At 40.5% G+C, this 3,061-nt stretch carries 1 pseudogene; it reads right to left on the bottom strand.

Annotated elements, in window-relative coordinates:
* A pseudogene (locus tag ACFIKO_RS08940) lies at positions 1-3,061 on the bottom strand (hypothetical protein); the annotation flags it as partial.

Genomic DNA, 3,061 nt, shown 5'->3' with positions numbered 1-3,061 from the left:
TAGCTCCACCGCCAAAATATGTAGCAACCTTATCGCCTAATGAATGAAGCTGAGAGCCATTCACCGCATCCGTTGAGGTTACAGAAATGTCTCCATTTGCAAGAGATGTAATCTTGCTGCTATTTTTATTCTCTCCATGTTTCGCAACAAAAGCTTCTTCCTCCTTGCTCCATAATAAAGAATCCTGAGAAACACCCTGAGAAACATCTTTAATGCGTTGATTCACATTCTTGATATTTGTATCAAGACCTTCAAAAGCACTTCCAACATTATCATAGCTAGTTTTTTCTGCTGCACCATCTTCAGAAATCTTAGATAATTTATAGGTAGGGCCTGTGAAAGTACCATTAAATGCTGCTCCTCCTCCAAAATACGTCACAACTTTATCACCCATTGAATAAAGTTGTGAACCATTTACGGCATCCGTTGAGTCTACGGAGAGATTACCTGCCTCTACACCAGAAATTTTCCTATTAGCATTGTCTTTATTCAAAACACTGATTTCAGTACCACCGGTTCCCTTACCAATATTGATAACACCTGCTGACTTACCAAGGCGAATGCCTCTATCACCAATTCTGAACAGACTTACCCCCTCTTCTTGCGTAACAAGAATACTGTTCTTTACATCAATAATTTCCTGATTAAGGTTCGTAAAAGAAGTATTCACACCAGCAAAAGCACTGGCAACATTATTATACCCCTTTTCTTCACCAACAGTACCATCGGCACTAAATTGCGCAATCTTGAAATTAGGAGCAGTCCACTTACCTTCTTTGTATCCAGCACCACCACCCAAATAATTAGAGAATGCACTACTCACCAAATAAAGTTGGGAACCATTCACCGCTTCTTTTGACCCTACTGAAAATTCACCATCCTCAAGATACTTAATTTTGCTATTTTTTCTTTCCGCTTTCTCTCCGTGCTTTGCAACAAAGGCCTGTGCATCCTTGTCCCATAACAAAGAATCCTGTGCAACACCTTGAGAAATATTCTTTATCTGCTGGTTTACATTCTTGATATTCGTATCAATCCCCTCAAAAGCTGTACCAACATCTTTATAAGATTTTTGTTCTATCTTACCATCTGTATCAACATGAGACAATTTATAGGTTGGTCCATCAAACGAACCGCTGCCAAATGCAGCACCTCCACCTAAAAACTTGGCAACATCCTCACCGATTGCGTTAACCTGTCCACCCGTGATTGCATCATGTGAACCCTTGGCAATCTTACCATCAGCAACATTATGAAGACCTACAGCTGCAGAATCTTTCCCTTTACCAAAAGTCACGCTCGCATAATCAATAGCATTATTGTCATCACCTTTTTTATCATAATGAACAACAGCTGAATCATCAGACTGAAGACTGTTCGAAAGATCTTTTAAGCCTTTATCAAGCTGTCCTTTGTTAACCGCTTCATTGTCATTCGCTGCTTCTTTTACCCCAGAAAGAATCCGATCCGCACCAGTCTTATTAGCAATACTGACGCTCGTACCTTCTTTTTCGCCACCAATATTGATAACCTTTGTCTTTTCATCCTGCTTAACAAGGCTATCGCCTACGACTTTGCTAATCTCCTTGTTAATCTCGTTATGAATGTTCGTGAAAGAACTACCAACACCCTCAAAGGCTTCCGCTACAGTCTCATAGCTGTTTTCTTCAACATCACTACCATCATCCTTGACAGTCTTAACTTTGAAACTTGGAGCTGTCCATGCGCCATTCTCATAGCTAGCGCCACCGCCAAAATACGTAGCAACCTTATCACCCAATGAATAAAGCTGATTACCCGCTACTGCATCCGTTGAGGTTGCAGAAATGTCTCCAGCCTTCACGCCAGTAAGTATCCGTGTCATACCGTCACGGTTTGTGAGAGTGATTTTATTACCGCCTCTTTCATTACCAATCGTAATCAAACCCAATTGATCTTGCTTAACCAGACTGTCTCCAACCACTTTGTTAATTTGATTGTTCACTTCATTATGAACATCTTTAATAGAATTGCTTACACCAGCAAAGGCGGCTGCTACATCGCTATAAGATTCCTCAGTCTCTTCACCTTCTGCATTAAATTTCTTAACTGTAAAACTTGGAGCTTTCCATTCTCCATTCGTATATCCAGCGCCACCACCGAAATACGTAGCAACACTACTACCTAGAGTATAAAGCTGATTACCCGCTACTGCATCACTTGAGGTTACAGAAATGTCTCCATTTGCAAGAGATGTAATCTTGCTGCTATTTTTATTCTCTCCATGTTTCGCAACAAAAGCTTCTTCCTCCTTGCTCCATAATAAAGAATCCTGAGCAACACCCTGAGAAACATCTTTAATACGTTGATTCACATTCTTGATATTTGTATCAAGACCTTCAAACGCTTTTCCTACCTCTGTGAAAGAATTGTCTGTTACATAACCATCTTTAGAAATCTGAGATAATTTATAAGTAGGACCTGTAAAAGCGCCATCTTTATAACCAGCGCCGCCACCGAAATACGTAGCAACACTACTACCTAGAGTATAAAGCTGATTACCCGCTACTGCATCCGTTGAGCTTTTATCAATTGCTCCATTTGCAAGAGATGTAATTTTGCTATTTGTTTTGCTATCTTCTTCTCCATGCGTCGCTACAAAGGCCTTATCAGACTCGCTCCACAACAAGGCATCACCTTGAACAGTGGCAATTTCTTTTTTTATTTCATTTGTAATATTCGTGAATGAAGTACCTACACCTTCAAAGGCAGAGGCAACATCACTATAGCTTTTGTCTTCAATTTCAGCACCATCAGCCTTGACAGTTTTAACCTTGAAAGCAGGAGCTACCCATTCTCCATTCTCATACTTAGCGCCACCACCAAAATAGGTAGCAACGTTATTACCTAGTGAATGAAGCTGGGAACCATTGATTGCATCGGTTGAATCTTCTGCAATTTTACCACTTCCAACATTACGCAAAGCAACAGTGCCTTCCTTTGGGTTTCCAAAAGTTACACTGGTTTGTTTAGCTTTACGAGCGGATCTCGTAAGCGCATCGAGATCTTCTGAAGCTTCTTC

Origin of the sequence: Bartonella sp. TS82HLJMH, from assembly GCF_042193495.1 — a bacterium.
GTDB lineage: Bacteria > Pseudomonadota > Alphaproteobacteria > Rhizobiales > Rhizobiaceae > Bartonella > Bartonella grahamii.
Note: the sequence above shows the minus strand (reverse complement) of the source record. Positions and strands in the feature narration are given on the sequence as shown.